The 24,630-nt window shown below is 71.6% G+C and carries 36 protein-coding genes and 1 pseudogene; 15 read left to right on the top strand and 22 right to left on the bottom strand.

Annotation, left to right across the window (positions count from 1 at the left end):
• Nucleotides 1-79 precede the first annotated feature (79 nt).
• The 3 genes from IEX31_RS12085 to IEX31_RS12075 all read left to right on the top strand — a co-directional run bounded on the left by IEX31_RS12085 (nucleotide 80) and on the right by IEX31_RS12075 (nucleotide 2,934).
• Nucleotides 80-1,057: a calcium/sodium antiporter gene (locus tag IEX31_RS12085; protein ID WP_229662312.1), complete on the top strand. Its 978-nt coding sequence runs from the start codon at nucleotides 80-82 to the stop codon at nucleotides 1,055-1,057.
• Between the two features lie 240 nt (nucleotides 1,058-1,297).
• A complete protein-coding gene (locus IEX31_RS12080; RefSeq protein WP_188743676.1) occupies nucleotides 1,298-2,482 on the top strand; it encodes a molybdopterin-dependent oxidoreductase in 1,185 nt (394 codons plus the stop codon).
• The gene (locus IEX31_RS12075) at nucleotides 2,479-2,934 is read left to right on the top strand and encodes a hypothetical protein (RefSeq protein ID WP_188743675.1); all 456 of its coding nucleotides are present in this window, start codon (nucleotides 2,479-2,481) and stop codon (nucleotides 2,932-2,934) included. The genes IEX31_RS12080 and IEX31_RS12075 overlap by 4 nt, the downstream gene beginning before the upstream one ends.
• On the opposite strand, the gene IEX31_RS12070 is transcribed toward IEX31_RS12075, so the two are convergent.
• Genes IEX31_RS12070 through IEX31_RS12060 form a run of 3 tightly spaced genes read right to left on the bottom strand, consistent with a single transcriptional unit; the run spans nucleotide 2,904 to nucleotide 4,905 of the window.
• A complete protein-coding gene (locus tag IEX31_RS12070) occupies nucleotides 2,904-3,602 on the bottom strand; it encodes a class I SAM-dependent methyltransferase (protein WP_229662311.1) in 699 nt (232 codons plus the stop codon). The two genes, IEX31_RS12075 and IEX31_RS12070, sit on opposite strands and share 31 nt — an antisense overlap.
• Complete coding sequence (locus IEX31_RS12065) at nucleotides 3,599-4,240, bottom strand: TIGR04282 family arsenosugar biosynthesis glycosyltransferase (RefSeq protein ID WP_188743674.1); 642 nt, start codon at nucleotides 4,238-4,240, stop codon at nucleotides 3,599-3,601. Before IEX31_RS12065 ends, IEX31_RS12070 begins: the two co-directional genes overlap by 4 nt.
• Nucleotides 4,237-4,905: a glycosyltransferase family 2 protein gene (locus tag IEX31_RS12060; protein WP_188743673.1), complete on the bottom strand. Its 669-nt coding sequence runs from the start codon at nucleotides 4,903-4,905 to the stop codon at nucleotides 4,237-4,239. The genes IEX31_RS12065 and IEX31_RS12060 overlap by 4 nt, the downstream gene beginning before the upstream one ends.
• Before the next feature lie 112 nt (nucleotides 4,906-5,017).
• Between IEX31_RS12060 and IEX31_RS12055 the strand changes: the two genes are divergently transcribed.
• Entirely contained in the window at nucleotides 5,018-5,761 is a 744-nt protein-coding gene (locus IEX31_RS12055; RefSeq protein ID WP_188743672.1) for a response regulator transcription factor, read from the top strand.
• Nucleotides 5,748-6,893 carry a sensor histidine kinase gene (locus IEX31_RS12050; RefSeq protein ID WP_188743671.1) on the top strand — a complete coding sequence of 382 codons (1,146 nt, stop codon included), beginning with the start codon at nucleotides 5,748-5,750 and terminating at the stop codon, nucleotides 6,891-6,893. Before IEX31_RS12055 ends, IEX31_RS12050 begins: the two co-directional genes overlap by 14 nt.
• On the opposite strand, the gene IEX31_RS12045 is transcribed toward IEX31_RS12050, so the two are convergent.
• Nucleotides 6,883-7,956, bottom strand: a complete 1,074-nt coding sequence (locus tag IEX31_RS12045) for an NAD-dependent epimerase/dehydratase family protein (RefSeq protein ID WP_188743670.1) — start codon at nucleotides 7,954-7,956, stop codon at nucleotides 6,883-6,885. The genes IEX31_RS12050 and IEX31_RS12045 overlap by 11 nt on opposite strands.
• Entirely contained in the window at nucleotides 7,953-8,750 is a 798-nt protein-coding gene (locus tag IEX31_RS12040) for an MTAP family purine nucleoside phosphorylase (protein WP_229662310.1), read from the bottom strand. Before IEX31_RS12040 ends, IEX31_RS12045 begins: the two co-directional genes overlap by 4 nt.
• 165 nt (nucleotides 8,751-8,915) lie before the next feature.
• On the opposite strand from IEX31_RS12040, the gene IEX31_RS12035 reads away from it, so the two are divergent.
• A complete protein-coding gene (locus tag IEX31_RS12035; protein ID WP_229662309.1) occupies nucleotides 8,916-9,581 on the top strand; it encodes a dienelactone hydrolase family protein in 666 nt (221 codons plus the stop codon).
• Nucleotides 9,578-9,724 carry a hypothetical protein gene (locus IEX31_RS12030; RefSeq protein WP_188743668.1) on the top strand — a complete coding sequence of 49 codons (147 nt, stop codon included), beginning with the start codon at nucleotides 9,578-9,580 and terminating at the stop codon, nucleotides 9,722-9,724. Before IEX31_RS12035 ends, IEX31_RS12030 begins: the two co-directional genes overlap by 4 nt.
• A 3-nt stretch (nucleotides 9,725-9,727) precedes the next feature.
• Here IEX31_RS12030 and IEX31_RS12025 read toward each other — a convergent pair whose 3' ends face one another.
• Together IEX31_RS12025 and IEX31_RS12020 are read right to left on the bottom strand one after the other, a co-directional pair.
• Entirely contained in the window at nucleotides 9,728-11,116 is a 1,389-nt protein-coding gene (locus IEX31_RS12025; protein WP_229662308.1) for a sensor histidine kinase, read from the bottom strand.
• A gap of 25 nt (nucleotides 11,117-11,141) precedes the next feature.
• Nucleotides 11,142-11,819: a response regulator transcription factor gene (locus IEX31_RS12020; RefSeq protein ID WP_188743667.1), complete on the bottom strand. Its 678-nt coding sequence runs from the start codon at nucleotides 11,817-11,819 to the stop codon at nucleotides 11,142-11,144.
• A 111-nt stretch (nucleotides 11,820-11,930) separates the two neighbouring features.
• Between IEX31_RS12020 and IEX31_RS12015 the strand changes: the two genes are divergently transcribed.
• The 4 genes from IEX31_RS12015 to IEX31_RS12000 are packed head-to-tail and all read left to right on the top strand — an operon-like array spanning nucleotide 11,931 to nucleotide 15,060.
• Nucleotides 11,931-12,284, top strand: coding sequence for a hypothetical protein (locus IEX31_RS12015; protein ID WP_188743666.1), 354 nt, complete (start codon nucleotides 11,931-11,933; stop codon nucleotides 12,282-12,284).
• Nucleotides 12,241-12,579, top strand: coding sequence for a hypothetical protein (locus tag IEX31_RS12010; RefSeq protein ID WP_188743665.1), 339 nt, complete (start codon nucleotides 12,241-12,243; stop codon nucleotides 12,577-12,579). The genes IEX31_RS12015 and IEX31_RS12010 overlap by 44 nt, the downstream gene beginning before the upstream one ends.
• Before the next feature lies 1 nt (nucleotide 12,580).
• Nucleotides 12,581-13,546 (top strand): FAD:protein FMN transferase, encoded by a 966-nt coding sequence (locus IEX31_RS12005; RefSeq protein WP_229662307.1) that lies wholly within the window; start codon nucleotides 12,581-12,583, stop codon nucleotides 13,544-13,546.
• A complete protein-coding gene (locus tag IEX31_RS12000) occupies nucleotides 13,543-15,060 on the top strand; it encodes a 2Fe-2S iron-sulfur cluster-binding protein (RefSeq protein WP_188743664.1) in 1,518 nt (505 codons plus the stop codon). Before IEX31_RS12005 ends, IEX31_RS12000 begins: the two co-directional genes overlap by 4 nt.
• 102 nt (nucleotides 15,061-15,162) lie before the next feature.
• Here the strand turns inward: IEX31_RS12000 and IEX31_RS11995 are convergent.
• Nucleotides 15,163-15,393, bottom strand: a pseudogene (locus IEX31_RS11995) (IS701 family transposase); the annotation flags it as partial.
• A 90-nt stretch (nucleotides 15,394-15,483) separates the two neighbouring features.
• Between IEX31_RS11995 and IEX31_RS11990 the strand changes: the two are divergent.
• Nucleotides 15,484-15,780: a hypothetical protein gene (locus tag IEX31_RS11990; protein ID WP_188743663.1), complete on the top strand. Its 297-nt coding sequence runs from the start codon at nucleotides 15,484-15,486 to the stop codon at nucleotides 15,778-15,780.
• On the top strand, nucleotides 15,780-16,133 hold the full coding sequence (locus IEX31_RS11985; RefSeq protein WP_229662306.1) for a hypothetical protein: 354 nt from the start codon (nucleotides 15,780-15,782) through the stop codon (nucleotides 16,131-16,133). Before IEX31_RS11990 ends, IEX31_RS11985 begins: the two co-directional genes overlap by 1 nt.
• A 350-nt stretch (nucleotides 16,134-16,483) precedes the next feature.
• Here IEX31_RS11985 and IEX31_RS11980 read toward each other — a convergent pair whose 3' ends face one another.
• From IEX31_RS11980 to trxA, 13 genes are all read right to left on the bottom strand, one after another.
• Nucleotides 16,484-17,116, bottom strand: a complete 633-nt coding sequence (locus tag IEX31_RS11980) for a DUF305 domain-containing protein (RefSeq protein WP_229662305.1) — start codon at nucleotides 17,114-17,116, stop codon at nucleotides 16,484-16,486.
• An 87-nt stretch (nucleotides 17,117-17,203) separates the two neighbouring features.
• Nucleotides 17,204-17,689, bottom strand: a complete 486-nt coding sequence (locus tag IEX31_RS11975; RefSeq protein WP_188743662.1) for a hypothetical protein — start codon at nucleotides 17,687-17,689, stop codon at nucleotides 17,204-17,206.
• A 4-nt stretch (nucleotides 17,690-17,693) separates the two neighbouring features.
• Nucleotides 17,694-17,921 carry a hypothetical protein gene (locus tag IEX31_RS11970; protein WP_188743661.1) on the bottom strand — a complete coding sequence of 76 codons (228 nt, stop codon included), beginning with the start codon at nucleotides 17,919-17,921 and terminating at the stop codon, nucleotides 17,694-17,696.
• Nucleotides 17,918-18,535, bottom strand: coding sequence for a DUF2202 domain-containing protein (locus IEX31_RS11965; RefSeq protein ID WP_188743660.1), 618 nt, complete (start codon nucleotides 18,533-18,535; stop codon nucleotides 17,918-17,920). The genes IEX31_RS11970 and IEX31_RS11965 overlap by 4 nt, the downstream gene beginning before the upstream one ends.
• Nucleotides 18,536-18,574: 39 nt before the next feature.
• Nucleotides 18,575-19,165 carry a DUF4395 domain-containing protein gene (locus tag IEX31_RS11960; RefSeq protein WP_188743659.1) on the bottom strand — a complete coding sequence of 197 codons (591 nt, stop codon included), beginning with the start codon at nucleotides 19,163-19,165 and terminating at the stop codon, nucleotides 18,575-18,577.
• An 11-nt stretch (nucleotides 19,166-19,176) separates the two neighbouring features.
• Nucleotides 19,177-19,332, bottom strand: a complete 156-nt coding sequence (locus tag IEX31_RS19765; RefSeq protein WP_142138180.1) for a DUF8730 family Cys-rich protein — start codon at nucleotides 19,330-19,332, stop codon at nucleotides 19,177-19,179.
• Between the two features lie 56 nt (nucleotides 19,333-19,388).
• Nucleotides 19,389-19,514, bottom strand: coding sequence for a DUF8730 family Cys-rich protein (locus IEX31_RS19300; protein ID WP_268236985.1), 126 nt, complete (start codon nucleotides 19,512-19,514; stop codon nucleotides 19,389-19,391).
• Nucleotides 19,515-19,855: 341 nt separating this feature from the next.
• Nucleotides 19,856-19,990, bottom strand: coding sequence for a multicopper oxidase domain-containing protein (locus tag IEX31_RS18930; RefSeq protein WP_229662304.1), 135 nt, complete (start codon nucleotides 19,988-19,990; stop codon nucleotides 19,856-19,858).
• 97 nt (nucleotides 19,991-20,087) lie between these two features.
• A complete protein-coding gene (locus IEX31_RS18925; RefSeq protein ID WP_229662303.1) occupies nucleotides 20,088-20,483 on the bottom strand; it encodes a multicopper oxidase domain-containing protein in 396 nt (131 codons plus the stop codon).
• A gap of 34 nt (nucleotides 20,484-20,517) precedes the next feature.
• On the bottom strand, nucleotides 20,518-20,646 hold the full coding sequence (locus IEX31_RS19295) for a hypothetical protein (RefSeq protein ID WP_268236984.1): 129 nt from the start codon (nucleotides 20,644-20,646) through the stop codon (nucleotides 20,518-20,520).
• Between the two features lie 52 nt (nucleotides 20,647-20,698).
• Nucleotides 20,699-20,890, bottom strand: coding sequence for a hypothetical protein (locus IEX31_RS11950; protein WP_188743658.1), 192 nt, complete (start codon nucleotides 20,888-20,890; stop codon nucleotides 20,699-20,701).
• A 66-nt stretch (nucleotides 20,891-20,956) separates the two neighbouring features.
• Entirely contained in the window at nucleotides 20,957-22,690 is a 1,734-nt protein-coding gene (locus IEX31_RS11945; RefSeq protein WP_188743657.1) for a SulP family inorganic anion transporter, read from the bottom strand.
• 108 nt (nucleotides 22,691-22,798) lie between these two features.
• The gene (gene trxA / locus IEX31_RS11940) at nucleotides 22,799-23,173 is read right to left on the bottom strand and encodes a thioredoxin (protein WP_188743656.1); all 375 of its coding nucleotides are present in this window, start codon (nucleotides 23,171-23,173) and stop codon (nucleotides 22,799-22,801) included.
• 94 nt (nucleotides 23,174-23,267) lie between these two features.
• Here trxA and IEX31_RS11935 point away from each other — a divergent pair, with 94 nt between their 5' ends.
• Entirely contained in the window at nucleotides 23,268-23,939 is a 672-nt protein-coding gene (locus IEX31_RS11935; RefSeq protein WP_188743655.1) for a class I SAM-dependent methyltransferase, read from the top strand.
• A gap of 2 nt (nucleotides 23,940-23,941) precedes the next feature.
• Nucleotides 23,942-24,133, top strand: coding sequence for a hypothetical protein (locus tag IEX31_RS11930; RefSeq protein WP_188743654.1), 192 nt, complete (start codon nucleotides 23,942-23,944; stop codon nucleotides 24,131-24,133).
• A 34-nt stretch (nucleotides 24,134-24,167) separates the two neighbouring features.
• On the opposite strand, the gene IEX31_RS11925 is transcribed toward IEX31_RS11930, so the two are convergent.
• A complete protein-coding gene (locus tag IEX31_RS11925; protein ID WP_188743653.1) occupies nucleotides 24,168-24,602 on the bottom strand; it encodes an NUDIX hydrolase in 435 nt (144 codons plus the stop codon).
• Between the last annotated feature and the right edge of the window lie 28 nt (nucleotides 24,603-24,630).

The raw sequence follows: 24,630 nt of genomic DNA, 5'->3' as shown, positions 1-24,630 counted from the left end.
ATGTGCGTCGAGCGCGGGCCGGATGATCCACAGGCCGCGACCCGGTGGCGGACGCGGTCGCTGCTGTAGCGTGCGGACGGTGACCGGGTTCTGGCTCTTCCTCGTCGGCCTCCTCGCCACCATCGGCGGGGCCGAGCTGCTCGTGCGCGGCGGCACCCGGCTCGCCGCCCGGCTCGGCATCTCGCCCATGGTGATCGGCGTCACCGTCGTCTCCCTCGGCACGAGCACGCCCGAACTCGCCATCGGCATCGATGCCGCCCTGCAGGGCAGCAGCTCGCTCGCGCTCGGCAACATCGCCGGCACCAACACCCTGAACCTGCTGCTCATCCTCGGGCTCGCGGCCGTGGTGCAACCCCTCACGCTGCGCTCCCAGGCGATCCGCCTGGACCTCCCGATCATGGTCGCGGCCGCGGCCGCGCTCTTCCTCGTCGCCCTCGACGGGGTGGTGACGCGTCTGGACGGCGGCGCCCTCATCGCCCTCGGCCTGCTGTATTCGGTCCTGATCGTGCGGGCCGCGCATCGTGAGACCGTCGCGACGCGGGTCGAGTTCGCACGCGAGTTCGGCGAGCCACGCATCCGAGCCGTCTCGGCGAAGAGACGAACGGTGCGCGACGTCATCTGGCTCGTCGCGGGCATCGGCGTCATCGTCGTCGGTGCCAACTGGCTCGTGAACGGCGCCGTCGACCTCGCCCGCGGCTTCGGCGTCTCCGACGCGTTCATCGGCCTCACCGTCGTCGCGATCGGCACCTCGGCGCCCGAGCTCGTCACCGCGATCGTCGCGACCATCCGCCGCGAACGCGACATCGCGGTCGGCAACCTGATCGGCAGCAGCGTCTTCAACATCGTCTTCATCTTCGGCGTGACGAGCCTGATCCCGTCGGACGGCATCCGGGTCGATCCCGAGATCATCGCGATCGACCTGCCCGTCATGGTCGCCGCGACCGTCGCCTGCATCCCGGTGTTCCTCACCGGCAACCGCATGCGCCGTCTGGAGGGCGCGGCGTTCGTGGCCGCGTACGTCGTGTACCTCGGCACCCTGGTCTTCCTCCGCACCTGAGGGCGGCGCCGGGCGACCGACTCACCACCCGGTGTGCAGCAGGTGCTTCACGACGAGCGCCAAGTCGAGCTGTCCCACGAGCCCCCGAGCAGCACGGCACCAGCATGGCGAGCACGATGAGCGCGACCGCGATGCCGAGCCCCGGACGCGGTATCCGCTCGCCCGGCGCGCGAACGGCCGTTCGTGAACCGTAAGCTCCCGCCGCTGCGGCGCGTGGGCCGGGGTGCTCGACTGGGTCGCATGGCAGACCTGACCGGACGCGCATCGGCGCGGCTCGCCGCCCGGCTCGAGCCGCTCGCGCGCCGCGCGCACGCGACTGCGTCGGATCCCGTGAAGTCATCGCGGTCGGCCGTCGTGATCGGGCGGCTCCTCGGCGCGGCCTTCCTGGTGTGCTTCGCCACGGGTCTGTACAGCCACCTCCTCCAGGATCCGCTGCCGTGGCTCCCGCTGCCCACCCGGCCGGCCGGGCTCTACCGGTTCACGCAGGGCCTGCACGTGATCACCGGCATCGCCGCCGTGCCCCTGCTCCTGGCGAAGCTCTGGGCGGTGTTCCCCAACCTGTTCGCCTGGCCGCCCGTGCGATCGCTCCCGCACCTGCTCGAGCGCGCCTCGATCGCCGTGCTCGTAGGCGCGTCGCTCGTCGAGGTCGTGATCGGCCTGCTCAACATCGTGCAGTGGTACCCGTTCCCGTTCTCGTTCCGGGCGACGCACTTCGCGCTCGCGTGGATCGTGATCGGCAGCCTCGTCGTGCACGTCGGCGTGAAGCTGCCCGTCATCGTGCGCGTCTGGCGCCGGACCGTCGGCGATGCCCCGGATGCCGCGGGCCGGTTCGTCACTCGTCGTGCGTTCGTCGGCGGGGTCGCCGCCGCCACCGCATCGGCCGTGCTGCTGACGGCCGGGCAATCGGTCGACGCGCTCGCGCCGTTCAACGTGTTCGCGGCTCGCCGCATGGGAACCGGGCCGCAGGGACTGCCCGTGAACCGCACCGCGGCGCAGGCGGGCGTGACCGAGACCGCGGTCGCACCCGACTGGTCGCTCGAGGTCCTCACCCCTGCCAGCATGCACGCGCTCACGCTCGACGACCTCCGACGGATGCCCCAGTCCGACGTCGTGCTGCCGATCGCGTGCGTCGAGGGCTGGAGCCAGTCGGCGTCGTGGCGCGGCGTGCGGCTCGTCGACCTGCTCGCCGAGGTGGGGGCCGAGCCGACCGCACCGCTGGTGTTCACGAGCCTGCAGACGCGTGGGGCGTTCGGCCGCACCGAGATGCCGCCTGAGTACGCGCGGGATCCGCTGACGCTCATCGCGCTCGAGCTGAACGGGTCGGCGCTGCACGTCGACCACGGTTACCCCGCGCGGGTGATCGCCCCGGGACGACCCGGCGTCATGCAGACGAAGTGGCTGCGGTCGATCGAGGTGACCGCATGAGGATCGCGCGGGTGCTGCTCGTGGCGGCGGGACTCGGGCTCGTCGGCGTCGGCGGCCTCGTGCTGCTCGACGAGGTGCCGCCCGAGCGCTGGCTCGGCATCGCCGTCTGGGTGGGCTCGGCGATCGTGCTGCACGACGGTGTCGTCGCGCCCGTCGCCGTCGCCGTGGGTCTCGGGGCGGCGCGGGTCCGGGAGCGCATCGGTCGTACCGGTGTCGCCGTGGCCCAGGCCGCACTGCTCGTCGGCGCAGTCCTCACCGCGATCGCGCTGCCCGCGATCATCTCGCAGGCACGAGGCAACGCGAACCCGACGATCCTGCTCGGGTCATACGGGGTCTCGCTCGCGGTCGCGTGGGCCGTGCTCGCGGCGGTGGCCGCGGTGGCGGTCGGGTGGTCGGCGGAGCGCGAGCGGGCGGCACGCGATCACGGCGAGGGCACCGCGCGCACGAAGTGACGTCCCGCCGCCGACCAGCGCGCGGCCACCGCGAGACCGGCGCGGCCGGCGACCGCCTCGATGGCAACGCGACCCACGCGCGCCCAGGGAAAGGGCTCGCTCTCGTTGCCGTCGTCGTCGACGACCGTGCACCATGAGCGCACCTCCAGGTGCGGGTCGGCGTCGACCTCGATGACGATCGAGCCGAGAGGGGCGAGCAGGTCGCGGCACCTCGCGAGGAGCGCCTCGGGGTCGCCGCCGATGCCGACGTTGCCGTCCATGAGCAGGATCGTCTGCCAGCGCCCCTCGAGCGGCAACCGGTGGAACACCGAACGCACGAGCGCGAGACTCCCGTCGAACCTCGCGCGGGCGACGGCGCGCGGTGCGACGTCGATGCCGAGTGCGGGGATCGACCGCGCCGCGGCGGCGCGCACCATGCGGCCCGGGCCGCAGCCCACGTCGAGCGTCGGCCCCGTCGCACCCTCGAGCGCCGTGAGGTCGGCGGACGTCGCGGCACGCACCCAGCGGCCGACTTCGAGCGAGTGCGGACGGTGCGTGCCGTCGACGCTCTGCAGCACGAGCCGGCTGGTACGCGCGCCGGCGAGGATCCGCTCGTACGGCTCGGCGTGGCCCGCGCCGAACACTGCGCCGTCACGTCCCGCGCGATCGATGCGGGTCCCCGCACTCACGCGGGCCGCCCAGCCGTGAGCCGGCGGAACTCGCGCGCGAACCGGGAGTCGGGGGCGAGCTCGGCGATGACGGATGCCTCGGCTGCGGTGTCGACGTCGGCGAGCACGGGCATCTGCCCCACGCTGAGCCCGGCCTCTTCGAGCCGACGACGCTGCACGGCGCCGGTGTCGTCGCGCGACATGGGCACGCCGCGGATGACGTCGCCACGCGGCATCCGCATGCCGAGGGCCCAGAAGCCGCCGTCGGCGGCTGGCCCGAGCCAGCAGTCGGGGGCGTCCGCCCCGGTCGATTCGAGGCCCGCGATCGCCTCGCGGACGTCATCGGGGCGGAACTGCGGCGTATCCATGCCGACGAGGAGCATCGGTTCGGCGAGCGCGTCGAACACGACGGCGAGACGCTCGTCGAGCTCACCACCCGCCTGCCGGATCACGTCGAACCCATGCGCGGTCGCCGGCGGGTTGCGACCCTCGAAGTACAGCACCCGCCGGGCGACGGGCAGGGCCGCGACGGTCTCCAGGGTGTCGTCGAGGCTGGCGGCCGCGAGGCGAGCGGCCTCTGCCGGCGTGAACGGCGGCGTCAGTCGCGTCTTCACGCGCCCCGGACGGCACTCCTTCGCAATCACCACGACCGCGGTCACTTCGAGGCCTCCGCGAAGACCCGCGACATGTCGGCGATCGCCGTGATCGTGCCGCGGACGGTGCCGGTGACCTTCGACCGGCCCACGCGCGGCGCGTAGGCCACGTCGACCTCCCGGATCCGCCATCCGGCCGCGGCCGCCCGCAGCACCATCTCGAGCGGGTACCCGCTGCGCCGGTCGCGCAGCGCGAGTGCCCGCAGCGAGCTCGTGGCGGCCACCCGCATGGGGCCGAGGTCGCGCAGGCGGATGCCGATGCGCCGCGACACCCGGGAGGCGAGCACCCGGTTGGCCAGCCTCGCGTGCAGGGGCCACGCTCCCGACGTCGTGGGGCGACGGCGCCCGAGCACGAGCTCGGCCTCGCCGCGGTCGAGGGGCGCGGCGAGGCGCGGGAGCTCGGCCGGGTCGAGCGAGGCGTCGGCGTCACAGAACGCGACGAGCGGGGCATCCGCCGCCTCGAGGCCCGCGTGGGCGGCCGCGCCGAACCCCCGCCGCGGCTCGGTGACGACGAGCGCGCCGAGGTCGCGGGCGACGGCGGCCGAGTCGTCGGTGGAGCCGTTGTCGACGACGATCGCCCGCACGCCGTCGGGCAGCCGGCCGAGAACCCACGGCAGCGCGCCCTCCTCGTCAAGGCACGGAAGCACGAGGTCGATGTGTGCCGGCGGCATGGTTCGACGCTAGGCCCGGGCGTCGGGTCGAGTCCCGTGGCAAGTCTTACGGAACCGGGACGGATGCCCGGGATCCCCGACCGCACGGCTGCCACGGACGTAGTCTGTGAGCGTGTCCGCCGCCACCCCTTCGCCGATCGGCGACGACGACCTCGTGGGTCGACGCGTGCTGCTCGTCGACGACGACCCCACGGTCGCCGAGGTCGCCTCGAGCTACCTGCGCGCCACGGGCTTCGTGGTGGAGGAGGCGGCCGACGGCTTCGCCGCGCTGCACGCGGCCGACCGGTTCGCGCCCGACCTCATCGTGCTCGACCGCATGCTGCCCGGCATCGACGGGCTCGAGGTGTTCCGGCGGCTGCGCGAGCGCGTCGCCACCCCGGTGATCCTGCTCACGGCCCTCGGCTCGGAGGACGACCGCATCGCGGGCCTCGAAGCCGGCGCCGACGACTACCTCGCCAAGCCCTTCTCTCCGCGCGAGCTCGTGCTCCGGGTGCGGTCGGTGCTGCGTCGTTCGATCGACGAGTTCACGCCCGAGTCCGTCCTCGAGGTCGGCGGGTTCCGGCTCGACCCGTCGGCGCGGATCGCGACGAGGGACGGCGTCGAGTTGCAGCTGACGGTGCGCGAGTTCGACCTGTTCGAGTTCCTGCTGAAGCATCCGAACCAGGTCTTCAGCCGTGATGACCTGCTGCGCACGGTGTGGGGCTGGACCTACGGCGACCTCTCGACGGTCACGGTGCACGTGCGCCGACTGCGGGAGAAGATCGAGCGCGACCCGCGCTCGCCGGCGCTGCTCACGACCGTGTGGGGCGTCGGATACCGGTTCACGATCGGGGGTGCCCAGGATGCCGTGGTCTGATCTCGTTGCGATCGCCGGGATCGCGCTCGCCACGACGGCGATCTGCGGCGGGCTCGGCGTGGTCGCGTTGCTCATGCTGCGACGTGCCTCGGTCGTCGTGCAGGTGTGCGCGCTCGTGCTCGCGGCCATCGTGTCGGTCGTCGCCAGCATGGTGGGCGTCGCCAACCAGATGTACCTCTCCGAGCACGACCTCACGGTCGCGGTGGCGGTGGCGGCCATCTCGGGCGTCGTGTCGCTCGGGCTCGTGGCGGTGCTCGGCTGGCTCGTGGCCCGCAACTCCCGCGCGCTGTCGCACGCCGCGCGTCGCATCGCCGAGGGCGAGCGGCTCGACTCGGCGGGCCGGTACTCGAACAGCGAGCTGAACGCCCTGGCCGACGAACTCGTCAGGACGAGCGCGAAGCTCGCCGAGTCCCGGGAGCGCGAAGAGCGCATCGCCGCGTCGCGCCGGGAACTCGTCGCGTGGATCTCGCATGACCTGCGCACGCCGCTCGCGGGTATCCGCGCGATGGCCGAGGCGCTCGAGGACGGCATCGCGCCCGATCCCGCCCGCTACCACCGGCAGATGCGCATGCAGGTCGATCAGCTGTCGAGCATGGTCGACGACCTGTTCGAACTGTCGAAGATCGACTCCGACGCGCTGCACCTCTCGCTGAAGGAGGTGTCGCTCTCCGACGTCGTGAGCGATACGGTGGCAGACCTGCGACCCGCGTCGCGCGGTCGCGACATCCGGATCGAGGCGCCGGTCGCCGAGGACGTCGTCGTCACGGTCGACCCGCGCGAGCTCTCGCGGGCGATCGGCAACCTGCTCATGAACGCCATCCAGCACACGCCCGACGGGTCGCCCATCACGGTGGCCGTCGACCTCGTCGACGATCTCGCCATGGTGTCGGTCATCGACGAGGGCGGCGGCCTCGACGAGGCCGACCTCGAGCGCGTGTTCGAGCCCGCGTGGCGCGGTTCGAAGGCCCGCACGCCGTCGCTGCTCGACGGCTCCTCGGGCGGCGCGGGCCTCGGGCTCGCGATCGTCAAGGGCATCATGAACGCGCACCGGGGCGAGGTCGCGGTGCGGAACGTGCCGGGCGGATGCCGCTTCGACCTGCTGCTGCCGCGGGACGCGTCGCTCAGCGCCTGACGTCCGGGGCCCTGGGGTCGACGGCAGCAGCGAGTTCGCGCAGCCCCTCCCCGAGCGGGACGGACGCGCGCCAGCCGAGCTCGCGCAGCGCCCGTGCGGGCGATGCGGTGATGTGCCGCACGTCGCCGAGGCGGTACTCGCCCGTGATCACGGGAGCGCGACCGCCCATGATGCGGGCGAGTCGCTCGGCGATCTCGCCGATGGTGGTGACCATGCCCGACCCGACGTTGAACGCGCGCAGGGTGCCCGTCGGCCGTGCGGGCAACGCGTCGATGGCGGCGAGGTTCGCGCGCGCGACATCCGTCACGTGCACGAAGTCCCGGCGCTGCCGACCGTCCTCGAAGACACGGGGCACCTCGCCCCGCTCGATCGCGGAACGGAACAGCGCCGCGACACCGGCATAGGGGGTGTTGCGTGGCATCCCCGGCCCGTAGACGTTGTGATACCGCAGCGCGATCGCCGTGCCGCCGGCCGAGCGGGCCCAGCTCGCCGCGAGGTGCTCCTGGGCCAGCTTCGTGAGCGCGTACACGTTGCGGGGGTCGAGCGCGTCGTCCTCGTCGACGAGTGCGCGCTCGAGCGGCTCGCCCGTCTCGGGATCGCGCGGCTCGAAGCGGCCCGCGTCGAGGTCGGCGATCGTGCGCGGGGCGGGCCGCCGACGACGACCTGCCGCATCGAGGTACGCCCCTTCGCCGTAGACCACCATCGAGGAGGCCAGCACGAGCCTGCCCACGCCTGCCCGCGCCATCGCGGCGATGAGCTCGGCGGTTCCCGTCACGTTCGAGGCGGCGTAGTCGGGCGCGTCCTGAAGGTCGACCCCGAGGCCGACCTTCGCGGCCTGGTGGCAGACGACGTCGACGCCGCGCAGCGCCCGGTCGAGCGCGTCGGGATCGCGGATGTCACCGCGCACGATCTCGACCCCGTCGATCGGGGGCGGCTCCGCAGACGCGGGGTGCACGTCGGGCCTCAGCGAGTCGAGCACCTGCACGTGCTGACCGCCTGCCGCGGCAAGGCGTGCGATCGCGCGACCGATGAATCCGGCGCCACCGGTGACTAGCAGGGTCACGGCACCACGGGCAGCGCGCGCAGGGCCGCGACCGCCTCGTCGTCGATGAGCGGGCGCGGCGCGTAGTCGGTGGGGATGGCCTCGACGATCCGCCCGATGGCGGCCACGAGGCGCGGCCTCGCCTCGTCGAGCCGTCGGAACACGAGTTCGGCCGTGACCGCGTCGGGGTCGTCGGCCGACGTGCCGCTGTCGGTGTCGGTCACGACGCAGATGGTCACCGTGCCCATGCCGATCTCCGCGGCGAGCGCGACCTCGGGACAGAGGGTCATGTTCACGAGGTCCGCACCCGAGTCGCGGAGGATGCGCGACTCGGCCGCCGTGGAGAACCTGGGGCCCTGGATCACCGCGACGGTCGCCCGTGGCGCGGCATCCGGAAGCGCCTCGATCGCGATCGATCGCAACGTGGGACAGAAGGGCTCGGCGAACGGGAGGTGCCGCACGAGCCCGGCGTCGAAGTAGGTGTCGGCGCGCCCGAACGTGCGGTCGACGAGCTGGTCGGCGAGCGCGAACTTGCCGGGCGGGAGGGCCCGGCTGAGCGAGCCGACCGCGGCCGTCGAGACTACCGCGCGCACGCCAAGGCTCGCAAGCGCCCACAGGTTGGCGCGAGCGTTGATGCGGTGCGGCGGGATCGTGTGGTCAGCACCATGACGAGGCAGGAAGGCGACGGGCCTGCCACCGAGGTCGCCGATGGTCACGATCGCCGCGCCGAACGGCGTTCGGATGTCGCGTGCCGCGCCCTCGTCGACCAGCACGCCCATGCCCGTGCCGCCGATCACGCCCACGATGTCCGCCACCAGTCCACTCTGCCGCACCCGACCCGCTCGGCGACGACGAGTTCCTTACGATCCCGTGACGAGCCGGCTCAGAGACCCACCGCGCGTCGGAATCCCGCGGGACCTTCGACTCGGAGGCGGAGCCCCTGGCGGCGTATCGTCGACGCGCGACTGAGGGGAGGCATGATGGGCAACCCTGGAGACGACGGCATCCGCGAACTCGAGGTGCGGATCCCCGATCGCGGCGTCGAGTTCGCCGCGACGATGGCAGTTCTGCCCGAGCCGCTGGGATTCGTCGTGTTCGCCCACGGCAGCGGCAGCAGCCGGCACAGCCCTCGCAACCGTTTCGTCGCCGAGACCCTCCAGCGGGCCGGCCTCGGCACGCTCCTCGTCGACCTCCTCGCCGTGCAGGAGGAGGCCGACCGGGCGAACGTGTTCGATATCGAGCTGCTCGCGGACCGCCTCGTCACGTCGATCCGGTGGCTCGGCGAGCGCCCCGAAGCGGAGGGGCGCCCGATCGGGTTCTTCGGCGCCAGCACGGGTGCCGGAGCCGCCCTCTGGGCGGCCGCCGACCCGATGGCCGATGTCGCCGCCGTGGTCTCGCGCGGAGGTCGCCCCGACCTCGCCGGGCCCAAGCTCGCCCACGTGCGCGCGCCGACACTGCTCATCGTGGGCGGCGACGACACGATGGTGATCGAGCTGAACCGCATCGCCCTCGCCCAGCTGACCTGCCCCGCCGAGCTCGAGATCGTGCCGGGCGCCACCCACCTCTTCGAGGAGCCCGGCACGCTCGAGCAGGTGGCCGTGCTCGCGCGCGACTGGTTCCTGCGGCACCTCGGATCCGCGGCGTGACCTGCTCCGTCGACCTAGCCCGCAACCCGGCGGGGCTGTATCGCTTCATGTACCTCTCGATCGGCGCGGCAATCCTGACCATCGCGCTGAACACCGTGCACGTCGAGCCGTTGCCGGCCGTGACCGCGGACGGGGCGCGTTGAGCGTCAGCGCGGCGGTGCGGGCAGGGTGACGGATGCGTCGAGCCCACCGCCCGGGCGGGCTTCGAGCCGCGCGGAGCCGCCGCTCGCCCGAGCCAGTTGCGCCACGATCGCGAGGCCGAGGCCGCTCCCGTCACCGTCCGAGGATCCGCGCCAGAACCGGTCGAACGCGCGCTCGCGATGCTTCGGCGCGAGCCCGGGCCCCTCGTCGAGCACGTGCATCGTCACCCGATCGCCGGCCTCGACGCGCACGACGATCTCCGAGCCGCTCGGGCTGACGCCGAGCGCGTTGTCGAGGTAGTTGTCGATGATCTGCTCGATCGCCGTCTCCACCGCGAAGGCCGGGACGCTCGACGGTCCCTCGTAGCGGATGTCCACTCCGGCCTCCAGCGCGAGCGGCAGCCACTGCTCGACGCGCTCCCGGGCGATCGCGGCCGCGTCGTGGACGCCGGTCGCGGCGGACTCCGCTTCCGCACGGCTCAGCGTGAGCAGTCCGTCGATGAGGGAACCCAGTCGATCCAGCTCGGCGTCGGCGGCCGCGAGTCGCTCTGCTGCGGCATCCGGATCGGAGTCGACGAGATCGCGCGCGGCGTCGAGCCGGAGCCGCAGCGCCGTGAGCGGCGTGCGCAGCTGGTGGGATGCATCGGATGCGAACGCCCGCTGCAGCTCGATGAGGGTCGCGAGCCGCTCGGCCATCACGTTGAACGAATGCGCCAGCGACCGCACCTCGGGGACGCCGGCGCCCTCGTCGGCCCGGGCGGCGAGGTCGCCCCTCGCGAGCTGCTCCGTGGCCGCCTGGAGCAGCCGCAGGCGGCGTGTCACGCCCGAGGCGAAGACGAACGCGACGAGGCCGGCCAGGAGGACCGTGGTGGCGGCGACGGCGGCAAGGCCCCAGACCTGGCGGGAGGCGGCATCCGTCACGACCTGGGCGGGATAGCTGAGCCGCACGGCGCCGAGCACGCCCTCGCCGCTCTGCACCGGAACCGCGACGTAGAGCAGGCTCACCTGCAGGGTCTCGGAGAACCGCTCCCCGCTCGCGATCCGACCCTCGAGCGCGGCCTCCAGCTCGGGCCGCGACGCGTACGACACGCCGACACGCGACTGATCGGCGTCGCTCGTCGCGACCACGACGCCGTCGGCATCCACGACCACGACCCGGGCGCCGCTCTGCGCGCTGTACTCCGCCGTGAGCTCGCCCGCCGTCGGATCGGTCGCCGCCGTTCCCGCCTCGAGCTGGTCTTCGAGCCTTCCGGCGAGCACGAACGCGTCGCGCTCCAGGGTCGTCACCAGTCGTTCCTGCTCCACCTCCGCGAGGTAGAACGCGAACGGCACGTTCTGCACGGCCAGCACGAGCAACGTGAACCCCATCATGGCGAGCACGAGACGCAGCCTCACGGTGACATGCCTCCGCCGCGCCCGTTCACCCCGGCTCCCCGAACCGGAAGCCGACGCCGCGGACCGCCTCGATCCATCTCGGGTCGCCGAGCTTCTTGCGGATGGCCGCCACGTGCGCGTCGAGCGTCTTGGTGGTGCCGTACCAGCTGGTGCCCCACACGTCGCGGAGGATGTCGCTGCGACGCATCACCGCCCCCGGGTCGCCGGTCAGGTACTCGAGCAGCTCGAACTCCTTCGCCGTGAGGTGCACCGGCTCGCCGTCGAGGCTGACCCTTCGGCTCCGCGGATCGAGTGTGAGCGCACCGATCGTCCGGGCGGACGTCGCGTTCGCAGCCGCCTCTCCCTGCGCGGCGCGACGCGTGACGGCGCGGATGCGGGCGGCGAGCTCACGGAACCCGAACGGCTTGACGAGGTAGTCGTCGGCGCCCATCTCGAGCGCCAGCACCCGGTCGAACTCGTCGCCGCGGGCGCTGACGACGATGACGGGCAACGTGGTGGTTGTGCAGATGCGTCGGCAGACCTCGACGCCGTCGACGTCGGGCAGGCCCAGGTCGAGCAGCACGAGATCGGCGTCACCGCCGTCGACCGCCTCGAGCCCCGCCGCTCCCGTCGCCGCATGGGCGGCCTCGAATCCCGCCTGGCGCAGGGCGTCGAGGATCCCCGCCGCGATGGCGGCGTCGTCTTCGATCAGGAGCACCCGCATTCCACCATTCTGAGTGCGTGATGCATCGCACGAGCGGATGCCGCGGAAATTGGATGAACCTTGGACGTCCCAGGGGCCGCCGCTCACCGTCCCGCCCGTACCGTCGAAGACATGAAAACCGCACTCATCACCACCCTCTCCGTGCTGGGAGTCGTCGGCGCCGCCTCGGCCGCGATGGCCGCGAACGCCCAGACGCTCGGTGTGTTCGGCCCGCAGGACGATACGACCACGAGCGTCGTCAGCGTCACGGGCGACGAGGCGCCGCTCGGCTCGGTTCCCACCCCGACGGCGCCGCCCGCTTCGACGGCACCCGCGTCCGGCTTCCCGGTCGACGGCACCACCGGGGGCTCCTCGTCCTACAGCGACGGCGACGAGTACGACGACGACCAATACGACGACGAGTACGAGGACGAGTCCCACGATGACGAGGTCGACGACCACGGGTACGAAGACGACGACGACTGATCGGCGGCACCCCGCCCGCGTCGCACGGGCGGCCGTGGGGGCGGTCTCGGGCGCGGCCTTCGGCGGAATGCTCGCCGGATTCCTCCTGATCCCGCCGCCGGAAGCGCCGGCGGAACCCCAGCAGGCGGCCTCCACGCTCTCCACTCCAGCGCCCGCGCAGCCCGCGACCGAGGCGGCGGTACCCGCCGAGCCCGTCGAGGTGCCGGCCGAGCCGGCCGCCGTACCAGCGCCGGCACCGGAAGTCTCGCCGCCGAGCGCACCCGTCGACGCCACGACCGGCGGCTCCGGAGGTTGACATGCCCACCTCGATCGCACAGGACGCCGTGCTGGCAGCCGTCGCCGCGGGCGGTGGCCGGCCGGCGACTGCCACCGCCCGCGCGCACCGCATGGGCAGCCGCTTCGCGATGACGGTCGTCGGCGCCGCACCCCGCAGCGCCCGGGCGGGCCTGACGCTGGCCGGCCGGCTCGAGTCACGATGGAGCCGCTTCCTTGCCGACAGCGACATCACCGCCCTGAACCTCGCCGAGGGCGCACCCCGGCGGGTGCACCCTCACACGGTGCGACTGGTCCGCGAGATGGTCGACGCGCACCGCCGCACCGACGGCGACTTCGACCCCACGCTGTTGCCCGCACTCGTCGCGGCCGGGTATGCGAGGTCGCGGGTCGATCCCCGGCGCACGACCATGCTGCCGCCCTCGGCGGTGGCGCCCGGCCGCATCGACACGATACGCATCGACGGCGACCGCATCACGCTCGGGCGCGGCACCACCCTCGATCCGGGCGGCATCGGCAAGGGGCTCGCCGCCGACCTCGCGGTCGAGCAGGCCCTCGCCGACGGGTCGCTCGGGGCGATGGCGGAGTTCGGCGGCGACGTGGTCGTCGGCGGCGTCGCACCCGACGGCATCGCCTGGCGCATCGGCGTCGAGGATCCGTTCGATCCCGACCGCCATCTCGCGATCATCCGCCTCGCCCGCGGTGCCGTCGCCACGTCGAGCCAGCGCAAGCAGCGCTGGGTCGCCGCCGACGGCACCGAGGCGCATCACCTGCTCGACCCCCGCGATATCCGGAGCATCTCGTCCGACGTGCAGACGGTCACCGTCATCGCCGCGACCGGGGCCCGGGCCGAGTCGCTCACGAAGTCGGGTTTCCTGCGGCCGCTCGACGAGTACCTCGCCTGGCTGCCGAGCCAGGGTGCGGCTGGCCTCGCGATCACGACCGATGGCGCCGAGCACGTCTCGGCGAACTGGAGCCGGTATCGATGAACGATCCGCACTTCTGGTGGTACGTCTCCCGGGCGAGCGCAATCGTGGCCTGGTCGCTCCTCACCGCCACCGTGCTCTGGGGCGTACTGCTGTCGACCCGCGTACTCCGGGCGGCCGACAATCCGGCGTGGCTGAAGGACCTGCACCGCTACCTGAGCGGCACGGCCATCGTGATGACCCTCGTGCACGTGGGATCCCTGCTGCTCGACCCCTACCTGCGCGCCCAGGCCGGCTTCGGCGTGATCGAGGCGTTCGTGCCGTTCGCGTCCGAGTTCAAGCCCCTGCCCCTTGCCCTCGGCATCGTCGCGCTCTACCTCATGGCGGGCATCGGCCTCTCGTCGCTCGCGATGCATCGGATCCCGCTGCGGGTGTGGAAGGGCCTACACTACCTGAGCTACGTCGTCGTGGCGCTCGTCGCATTCCACGCGGCATTCGCCGGATCGGACACGGGCACCTGGTGGTACATCATGGTGTCGACCGCCCTCATCGTGGCCACGACGCTCGCGGTGGTGGTTCGGCAGATCGTGGGCTCGGTCGCCGCGCAGCGGCAGCGAGCGGCGGCGCGGGCACGACAGATGCCGCAGCGGAGCGAGCGGTCTCGCATGATCGTCGCCGAACGGGTGCCGCTCGCCGAGGGCGTCGTGGGCCTGCGTCTCGTGCCGGAGGTCGGCGGGCTCGTGCCGGTCTGGACTCCCGGGTCGCACCTCACCCTGCACCTCGCGAACGGCCTCGAGCGCCAGTACTCGTTGTGCGGAGACCCGGCCGACCGCCGCAGCTTCGACATCGCGGTACACCTTTCGGAGCGGTCGGCAGGCGGGAGCCGGTACATCCACGAATCCCTGCGCGCCGGCGAGGTCGTCGAGATCGGGCCGCCGCACAATCGCTTCGAGCTCGAGCCCGCGACGGACTACCTCTTCATCGCGGGCGGCATCGGCATCACCGCGCTCACCTCGATGTTCGCCTCCCTCCCGGCATCCCGCCACTGGTCGCTCGTCTACCTGGGGCGCTCGCGACGCACCATGCCGTTCGTGGACCTGCTCGAGTCCCGGTATCCGGGCCGGGTCAGGGTGCACGCGACCGACGAGCGGGGCGGACGATACCCGGCCGCCGCCGAGGCCGCACTCAGCCGGGCCCAGGTCTACGCCTGCGGACCGGCCGGACTGCTGGACGAGCTGACGGCGGCCGTGCCCTCCGAGCGGCTGCACCTCGAGCGGTTCGTCCCAGCGGATCGCACGGCCGGCATCGTGGCGCAGCCGGTGCACGTCCGGATGCCGGGGCTCGGGTCGTTCCGGGTCCCGGCGGATCGCAGCATCCTCGAAGTGCTCGAGGATGCCGGTGCACCCGTCACGGGGTCCTGCCGGAAGGGCATCTGCGGCACCTGCGAGCTTCGGGTGCTCGATGGCATGCCGCTGCATCTGGATTCGGTGACCGCCGACACCGAGAAGGACGCCGCGGGCGTGATGTACCCGTGCGTCTCGCGCGCGCTGAGCCCGCAGCTGTCGCTCGACGTCTAGTAGTACTTGGTTAGGTTGGTCCTGCTCGTTGGTGGCAGTAGGGGCAGTGGCCGAGGATTCTGATGACCGCGGTCTGGAAGTAGTCCAGGGTCTTGTAGAAGCTCAGGCTGCCCCGGGGGCTTTTGGGTCGGCGGCCAGCCGTAATCCGGTGATGAACGGGTGTGCGGCGGTGACGAGGGTGGTGTGGTGGTGCCACCCGTGCCAGGTGCGGCCTTCGAAGTGGCCCAGGCCCAGGCCGTGTTTGAGTTCGCGGTAGTCGTGCTCGATCCGTCGAGCCCCGATCGCACTGCGGGGGGAGCGCTTGGAATCGTGCAAATCCTGCAGGTTGTGGATTTGCTTCCAGACATAACAACCATTATGAGCGCATCTTTGCGCACGTGAACGTGTACTCGTTTCGGTTCGCTTTTGTGGTACATTGGTCACATGTCGATGTACCAGCTTCCGCTTCCAGTTCTGCCGAGTCGTGAAGCGCGCGCGGCGATGTCGGGTGCGCTTGCGCGGTTCCGTGAGCGCGGGGCGGCTGCGGAGCCGGTGGTGTTCGGGGCGCATCGGAAGCCTGAGGCGGTCGTGATCCCGTTCGAGCTGTACGCGGAGCTTCTTCCGGTGATTGAGGACCTCGAGATCGCGCACCTGGTGCGTGAGCGTGCGGCCGCTGGTGAGTCGGTGCCGCTGTCCGAGATCGCGGCCGCGGCCGGCCTGGACCCCGAGTCGTTCCGGTAGTGGCGCGCCGGCTCGAGCTGAGGGCGTTGCCCGGCTTCCAGCAGGACATCGACGCCCTGCCCGACCTTCAGACGCGCAAGATGGTGCTCGACCAGTTGGTGCTCGTCAGAGATGGCAAGCGGACGGGTGTGAAGCTTGATGCCCGGGTGGCTACGGCCGATCTTGGGGACTGTTACAAGCTGTACTTTGACCCTGACGGGTCGGGCAAGCCGCGGTTTCGGCTGGTGTACAGGTACACGCCGGACGAGGTCCAGGCGGTCGCGATCGAGGCTGTGGCGGTCGGCCGTCGTGAGAACCTCGACGCCTACCTGCGCGCGGCGGAGAACCTCGGCCGCGGCGGCGAGGTTCCTTGAACGCTGGCGGCTTTCGCGCGCTCCCTTCGTCTCGCGAGGGCTCGCGCGTCATCGCGACAGGCCGGCTCAAGCGCAGCGCAGCTCGATGACATCGGCCTCTCGCTCTGCCACGCCGTCGGGGGCGCAGTACGCCCCCGACGTAACATTCTTCGCTACCGCGCCCTGAACACAGCACCGCAGTGAGCACACCGGGCAAGCCCAGGAGCGACACGCGAGAACGGGCCGAGTTTGCGGCGACAGGTCGGGCACGGGACGAAGATCACGCGAGCCATCGATCCCGCCTAGCTAGGCGCTCGGCGCCGACGCACCGGGGTTGCCCGCTCGAGTCGGCGGGCACCCCGGTCACGCTCCTAGCCGGCGAGCATCTCCTCCATTCGCTCGATCTCGGCAGTCTGGCTCTCGACGATCGCCTCGGCGAGCGCCCGCACCTCGTCGTTGCTCGAGTCCCGGATCATCCGGGTCATCTGGATGGCGCCCTCATGGTGCTCGATCATGCCCTCGAGGTAGAGCCGGTCGAACTCGGCCCCGGTCGCGTTCTCGAGTGCGGCCATGTCCTCGTCGCTGAGCATCCCGCCCATGCCCATGCCCATGTCGGACGGGTCGTGACCCATCGACGTGCCGGCCCCTGCGTCGTCGAGCCAGCCCTCCATCTGCTCGATCTCGGGCGCCTGGGCGTCACGGATCTGCTGGGCGAGCTCGAGCACGTCGGGGTCGGTCGACCGCTCGAGAGCGAGGTCGGACATGTCGACCGCCTGCTGGTGGTGGGGGATCATCATCTGGGCGAACATGATGTCGCTGGGGCTGAACTCATCGGAGTCCGAGCCCCCGCCGCCCATCGGACCCTGGCCCGGGCCGTGGTCGTCCATGCCCCGATTCCCGTCGTTCGCCGGGGCGGGGAGGTTGATCGTGCAGCCCGTCAGGGCGAGGGCGGCGGAGAGCGCGAGCGCGGCCATTCCGGCAGCGCGGTGCCTGCGTGTGAACATGGTGGTGCTTCCTTACGTCGTTCGAAGAATCTCTCGGTGGCACGTCTGCGAACGGGCGCATGGCATCGCCCGCCCGCCGGGCGCGCATCACGTCCGCAGGATTCCCAGGCGATGCAGGTCGACGTCGGTCAAGAGACGGTCACGGATGCTGCGCCGCGGTGGCGCGGTCGACCGCCGTCTGGGCGGATCGCCCCGTGACGGCAATACCCGGCACCGGCGGACGAACACGGCGATCGTCAGCGCGGCCATGCCCGCGAAGACCACGACCACGCCGATGACCCCGGCCGCATCGAGCAGCGCGGTGGCAGGCCCCGCGCTCGTGGGCGCGTCCTGCGCGGCCGCGACGGTCGCGATCTGGTCGACGACCCCTGCGGCGTGACCGCCGTGACCGCCGTGATCGGCGTCATCCGTCGACACCGCCGCCGTCATCACCGTGCCGTCGGCCATCACGTGCGTCGCCGAGGCGGACTCGGCGGGGGCGATGCAGATGACATGGAAGAGAGGCGCCCAGGCGACCATGAGCGCCACCACGACCCACGCGATGGCCGTGGGCATCCGCATCGGCAGGCCCATGGAATCAGGATGCGTCAGGAGTCTCGGTGCGGGCTGGGAGTCGGCTGCGGTCGGCGCGCCGGAAGGCGAGCGCCAACAGCACGCCGGCGGCGATCACGGTCAGCCACACGATGCCGATCGCGACGAAGAGCAGCATGAGCACCATCGCCGGGTACACCCAGAGGTAATCGCCCGGCCACTGGGCGGCGATGACTTCGTCCGTGACCGGGTACGGCACCGCGTCCGCGCTCACGCCCGTCGCTCGAACGCCTCCAGGTGGTTCTCGGATCCGGCGAGCAGCCGCTCGAGCACGCTCACCACGTCGGCCTCGTCCTCGGCGGCGATGGCGACGCTGAGGTCGGTGATGTCCTTCTCCTCGATGAGGATGCCGACCTGGATCGCCTCGGCGAGACTCGTCGAGCCGCGCGCGATCAGCTCGTCGTAGAGGGCTTGGAGGTCGGGGTCGGTGAAGACGCCGACCTCCGTCGAGCGCGGATCGGTGATGGCGCGGTCCGCGAGGAGGGGCGCGACGAGCTCCTGGTGGGTGGCCTCGCTCTCAACGATGTTCGTGAAGGTGTTGGAGTCCCACAGCTCGCCGAGCGTGACGTACACGTCGTGGGCCAGCTTCTCCTCCTCGATGAGGAAGAGCAGCGCCGTCGTGGTGTCGTACGCCGGCGCGGCCTCGGGCTCGGGGGTTTCGAGCGTGTCCGCGGTCGGGGGCGCCTCGGCGGGCGTCGTCGCGACTGCCGCGGGCGCGGCATCCGGAACCTCGCTCGGGGCGTTCGCGAGGGTGCTGGCGACACCGACGCCCGCGAGCACCACGGCGCCCGCGACGATGCTCGTCGTGATGATGGTCTGCTTCTTCATGGCCGTGCCTTCCTCGTCCTCACCGGCGGAAGTCGCCGGTCATTGCAGCACCGAATGGCGCTCGCCGCGCTTGGGCGGCACGTAGGTGCAGGCATCGCCCGCGCAGAACTGCGGCTTCTCCCTGCTGAACAGGCGCTGCAACTCGCAGCCGACGCAGATGCCGAACGCGCTCTCGATGAAGAGCAGGCCCAGGCAGATGCTGCAGAGCGCGAGCTGGATCTCGGTGCTGACGCCGAGGAAGCCCATGGCGGTGCAGGAGACGAATCCCAGCACGAGGCCGATGATCCATGCGAGCTTCTTCTGCTGCGCGCCGACCCATTCGGGGCGCTGGCGTCGCACGATGAGCGACCCGATGACCAGGCTCGGCGTGTACCGGGTGCCGACGAACAGCCGCATCGACATGTCGAGCAGGAACGTCATGCCGAACGCCCGGAGGAGCTGCGACTCGCCGGTCAGCGCCGCCGTCATGACGGCGACGATCCCGAAGAGGAAGAGCAGCCCTGCCGACGCACGTACGGCACGTTCGTTCACGACCGGGATGTCGATGCCGTCGACGAACTCGCCGATGACGGGGACGGGGACGGGGACGGGGATGGGAACGTCAGCGTCGGACTTCGCCGGCCTCGTCATGCGTCCTCACCTCACCGGGAGAACAGGCGCGAGAAGAAGCCCGGCTCCTTCGCGTGCCCTTCGCAACGCTGGCTGCGCGGGACTCCGCGCATGACCTGGTCGACGTGCTGGCCGCAGCCGGCCCACGTCGTCTTTCCGCACTTCCGACAGGTGACGGCACTGCACATGGTTGGTTCTCCTCGGGTCTGGGTTCAGGGTCGGGGGGTCAGGATGTCGACGACGCTCAGCGCTCGTCGTGGTTGCCGTCGCACCACTCGTCGGCGGGGACGTACTGCTTCACGGAGTCGACGTGCTGGCCGCAACCGGCCCAGGTGGTCTTTCCGCAGGTGCACGAGACGGGGCTGCACATGGTTGGTTCTCCTCAGGTGTGTTGGGTTGGGTGTGGTGGTGGGTACGATCAGGCGATGAGTTCGGGGACCGCGGAACACGCCTGGATGCCGGCGTTCCAGGTCCGGTGGCCGCCGTCGAGGTTGACGGCGTCACGACCGAGCTGGGCGAGCAGCCGCGCTGCGGTGTGACCGCGCCGGCCGACCTCGCAGTGGCCTCGTCGAGCCGGCGCAAGCGAGTGGCGGCGGACATCCCACCGGCGACTCCGCCGATGATGAGGTAGCGCTGCTGGGTCATGCGACCATCGTACGGATACCCCGGGGGTATTGTCAAAATACCCTCAGGGTATGCGAGGAAGCACGGTCAGGCCGTGCGGATCGTCCCCATCATGCCGTTGTCCTCGTGGTCGAGGATGTGGCAGTGGTAGACCGTCTTGCCGGTGAGCCCCTCGAACGCGATGCGCACGACCGTGCGGCTCCGGGCCGGGACCGGCACCACGTCGCGCCAGTCGACGTGGTCGACGGGCTGCCCGGCGACGCTGACCGTCGAGGCGCAGCCGCAGGTAGCGCGAGCTGCAGGCGTTGATGATGCGCCATCATTCCCGTTCCCCCGGGCTCGCGAGCAGCGTCGCGTCGAAGAGCTGCTCGGCGGAATTGCCGTGGTGGTGCGGGTGGTACCAGAACACCCCGGGCGGATGGTCGTCGCCGAGCTCGTACGCGTAGTCGAACCCTGCGCCGGGTTCGATCAAGACGAACACGTTGTCGCTGTTGCCCTCGGGCGAGACGACGAGACCGTGCGTGTGCAGGTTCGTCGGCGCATTCAGTTCGCTGCGGAACGCGAGCGCGATCCGGTCGCTCGGGCGGATCCGGAGGGTGGGGCCGGGGAGCGTTCCATTGAAGGTCAGCGCTCGCACCTGCCGGCCGGCGACCGCGACGTCGGTCAGGGCCGCGGTGAGGGTCAGGTCGAGGCGTCCACCGGAACTCTCGAGCACCTCGGGCTCGGCGAGCGTGCCGGTGTCGGCGTCCTCAGGGGGGCGGCGTTCCGGTGGGCGACGCCGCCGGCTCCGGGGCGGGCGTCACCGACGGCTCCGGCTCCGCCCGCTGCGCCTCGCTCCACAGGAGCGCGCCGCCTCCGATGAGGGCTGCCGCGCTCACGCCGCCCAGGATGATGGCGTTCCGACGAGTGAGGGGTTCCACGGATCACCCGTCAGCCGGCGAGCGTCCGGAACACCTCGTAGACCATGAACGCCGGCCAGAACATGCCCTGGAAGAACGCCCAGATGAATTCCCAGAAGGCGTCCGCCCGCTGGAAGAAGAACACCCAGGCACCGATGATGCCGAGGCCATAGATCGCCCCGCCGCCCGCGAAGCATCCCGCATTCGAGTTCCTGTCGGCCATGTCGGCACCTCCCGACGGCAAAGTTACGGCCGCTGATGGCACGTGGCCGGGACCTTCGGCCCCCTGCTACCCCTTCGCGTCGGGGTCCCACTCGGTGCCGCCCAGATCGCCGCGGAGCGTTCCCGTGACCTCGTCGACCGCAGCACCGACGGTGGGGGCGATCCGCTCGGGCGGGAACCGGTCCGACAGCCCGTATGCCCGGAGCAGGTCGACCACGGGGTCCTTCATCTCGGCGAGCACGAGCGTGATGTCGTGCGAGCGCAGGTAGTCGTCGAGTTCCACGAGTTCATCGATGGCGGTGGTGTCGATGTCGGTGATCGGCTCCGCGGCGAGGACCACGGTGTGGATGCCGGGGCCGGCTGCGCGGACCCTCGAGCGCACGAAGTCCTCGAAGATGCCGCCGTTGGCGAAGAACAGCGGAGCGTCGAACCGCAGGATCAGGACGCCGGGGATGCGTTCGCCTTCGGGATACCGGGAGAGGTCATGGTAACCGCGTAGACCGGTCACCCGACCGAGCTCGGCGCGGTAGGGCCGCCACGACTGGTTCACGAAGGCGAGCAGCGACAGCGCGATGGTCACGGCGATCCCCTCGAGCACGCCGAACACCAGCACGCCGAGGAACGCCGACGCCGACAGCAGGGCGTCGGCCCTGTCCATGCGTACGAGCCGGGCGACGCCGCGCACATCGATGAGCCGCGAGGCGGCGGCGATCACCACGGCCGCGAGGGTCGCAGCGGGCAGGAACTCGGTGAGGCCCGGCACCAGCAGCATGAACGCGATGATGAGCAGCGCCCCGACGACCCCGGTCAGCTGCGAGCGGGAGCCGGCCTGCTCGGCCACGGGTGTGCGCGACGACGACGCCGAGATGGGGAACCCGCCGAACAGGCCGCCCGCGACGTTCGCCACGCCGATCGCCGCCATCTCGGCGCTGCCGCTCACGGTCTCGCCGCGTCGTGCCGCGAACGTGCGCGAGAGCACGGCGGTGTCGGTGAAGGCGACGAGGGCGATGCCGGCCGCGGGCAGGGCGAGCGCCGCGACATCCGCCCACTCGAGACCGCCGAGCGCCGGTGCCGGAAGCCCCTGCGGCAGGGCGCCGACCACGGGCAGCACGCCGGAGGGGCCGAGGATCGCCGTGAGCGCGCTCGCCCCCACGACGGCGACGAGCACCCCGGGCACCGGCGACCTCAGCCAGGTGAGCACCAGGATCACGGCGAGCGACCCGAGCCCGAACGCGAGGGCGTTCGGCTGCACGCCGCCCGACGCGATCCCCTCGACGATCGACACGACGTCGCCGATCGGCGAGGCGGACTCGATCGAGAACCCCAGGAGCTTCGGCACCTGCGAGATGATCACGAGCACCGCGACGGCGTTGAGGTAGCCCACCCGGATCGGCTTCGAGATGAGGTCGGTCACGAACCCCAGGCGCAGGATTCCGCCGAGCAGGAGGATGGCGCCCACCATGATCGCGAGGAGTCCGGCGAGCGCGACGACGCGATCGTCATCGCCGAGCGCGAGCGGGAGGACCGCCGCCGCGATGATCGGCGCGAGTGCCGAGTCCGGGCCGAGCACGAGGATACGGCTCGGACCGAACACGGCGTACGCCAGCAACGGCACGATGGTGGCGTAGAGGCCGGTCTCGGGCGGCAGGCCGGCGACCTGCGCGTACCCCATGCCGGCGGGGATGAGCAGCGCCGTGACGACGACTCCGGCGCGCAGGTCGGGCCAGAGCCACTCACGACGGTAGTGCAGCGCCGTGTCGACGCCGGGTGGCAGCCACCGCCCCATCCCCTTCGCGGCCATTTCGACTCCTCGCGCTCCATCATCGCGGATCGAGGAGCCGCCGCGCAGGCGGGAGGGCGGCTGCGCTCCGGCAGCGTAGTGCTGCCGCCGCCGCGCGGCGGCGGGGTGCTACGCGGTTGCGGCGGCGTCCTGGGCGTCGAGGCTCTCGCGCACCTCGTCCATGTCGAGGCCCTTCACCGCGGTGATGAGCTGCTCGAACTGCGCCCCGCCGAGCGCGCCGGGCTGCGAGAAGACGAGGATCTGGTCGCGGAAGGCCATGAGCGTCGGGATGGAGGTGATGTTCGCGGCCGCGGCGAGCTGCTGCTCGACCTCGGTGTCGACCTTGCCGAAGACGATGTCGGGGTACTTCTGGGAGGCGGCCTCGAAGACGGGCGCGAACATGCGACACGGACCGCACCATGCGGCCCAGAAGTCCACGAAGACGATGTCGTTCCCCGCGATCGTCTTGCCGAAGGACTCGACCGTCAGGTTGGTGGTAGCCATTGGATTCCTCTTGGTGGTTCGGTGGGTCGGCGTTCGACCCGCGTAGTAGTATAGACAATACCCTAGGGGTATCTATTCCCAGACAGGAGCGCCGATGGTGCCCACGACTCCGATCACGGATGCCGCCGCATGGGATTCGCGCTACCGGAACGCCGCCGAGGCGGGTCGACGCGAGTGGGCGGCCGAGCCCCACGGGGAACTTCGCCGCGTCGCCGACGCACTCACCCCGGGTCGCGCACTCGACCTCGCGTGCGGCGACGGGCGCAACGCCGCCTGGCTGTCGCGCCGCGGCTGGTCGGTGACGGCCGTCGACTTCTCCGCCGAGGCCCTCGAGCTCGCGCGTTCGCACGCGCCGGAGGGCGTCGAATGGGTGCACGCGGATGTCGCGGCCTGGCGTCCCGACGGCGAGTACGACCTCATCACCATCACCTACCTCCAGCTGCCGGCACCGACGATGCGGTCGGTGCTGGCTCGAGCCTCGGCGTGGCTCGCGCCCGGCGGCACGCTCCTCGTGATCAGCCACGACGTCGAGAACCTCGCCGCAGGCGCTCCCGGCCCGAGGAATCCCGCGGTACTGCACACCCCGGAGTTGCTCGGCGGGGCGGTCGAGGGCCTTCACGTCGTCGCGGCGGAGCGCTTCCGACGTGACACCGTCGCTGATCCGGAGCATCCGGCCGATCACGCCACCGAGGCGATCGACACGGTACTCGTTGCGATCCGCCAGGTTCCGGGTGTCCGAACCCCCACGCCGAAGGAGGCGCGCTGATCATGGCTCGCATCGTCATCCTCGGCGTCGGCGTCGCCGGAGGAGAGACCATGGCCATCATCGACGAGCGCATCCAGGCGGCGCCGCTTCCCAGCGAGCGCGAGCGCCATCGGCGAAGCCATCCGATCATCCAGTTCGTGCGGTTCGTCGCACTCTCGTGGAGGACCTTCCGGCTCGCCCGCAAGCACGACTGAGCGCGCCCGCGGGCATCGCCCGGCGCGCGCCCGCTCAGCCCAGCCGCCATCGCACGAGGAGCTCGCGCAGGCCGCGCGTGAGCTCGAGGGCGGGGAGCTCATCGGCCGCGGCCCAGCGCACGGCGGCGGCGTCGCTGCTCGCGATCGGCGCGCCGCCCCGGTACTCGGCGGCGAAACAGTGGATCTCGAACACGCCGCCGTCGGGAGCCGCACGCTCGAGCGTGCCGAGCTCCCCGCCGACGCGAACGCGGAGCCCGGTCTCCTCGAGGACTTCGCGTGCGGCGGCATCCGGCAGCGGTTCTCCCGGTTCCGCTCGCCCGCCGGGGAGGGTCCACCGGCCCGCCTCGGGGGAGACCGAGCGCTGCACGAGGAGGTACCGGCCCGCGGCATCCGTCACGACTGCGCTCACGGCCGCGACGCGGCGCGCACCCCGCGACCCACCCTGCTGCGCCGACGTGCTCCCGCTCACCGAACGATCCGATCCAAGCAGCGCGCGT

This window comes from Agromyces bauzanensis, assembly GCF_014645655.1.
Classification (GTDB): Bacteria; Actinomycetota; Actinomycetes; order Actinomycetales; family Microbacteriaceae; genus Agromyces; species Agromyces bauzanensis.
Note: the sequence above shows the minus strand (reverse complement) of the source record. Positions and strands in the feature narration are given on the sequence as shown.